The sequence below is a fragment of the Pontimicrobium sp. MEBiC06410 genome (assembly GCF_053601615.1).
The window spans coordinates 1-447 of sequence record NZ_JBSHNT010000110.1; the positions used below are offsets into that span (position 1 = coordinate 1).

Annotated in this window: 1 protein-coding gene; it reads right to left on the reverse strand. The window is 32.0% G+C overall.

The features are described from left to right. Window positions 1-404, reverse strand: a 404-nt coding sequence (locus ACVC08_RS00710) for a transposase (protein ID WP_452600590.1), incomplete at its 3' end; no start/stop codon positions are given. Window positions 405-447 lie beyond the last annotated feature (43 nt).

The window sequence follows — 447 nt, forward strand, 5'->3', positions numbered from 1 at the left end:
ACCATACCGTTGTCTATACATAAACTCAATACTTTTGTAAATACCGTTTCGAAGATTGCTTCTGGAAATAATTGACGCGTTCTACTTAATGTCGAATGCCAAGGTAAGCACTCATCGATATCGTAGTCTAAAAAATAAAGGATATCTAGTCTTAAACTACAATGTTCTATTAGTTTGCGGTCACTTATTATATTCTCTAAATACCCCACCAAACAGAGTTTAAAAAACACAATAGGATCGATGCTTTTCTGTCCGCTTGTTCCATAATACTGCTCTGTCAAGCCATATAAATAGTCTAAATTTAAGACCTCTTTTAAGCGTCTGTAAAAGTTTGTTTTACTTACACGCTCACTTAACAGAAAACTAGTGAATAGTTTTTCTTGATACTCTTTTTTACCTTGCATAACTAAAGTTAATGATTTTTAAAACTAGTTTGAGAAAACTATA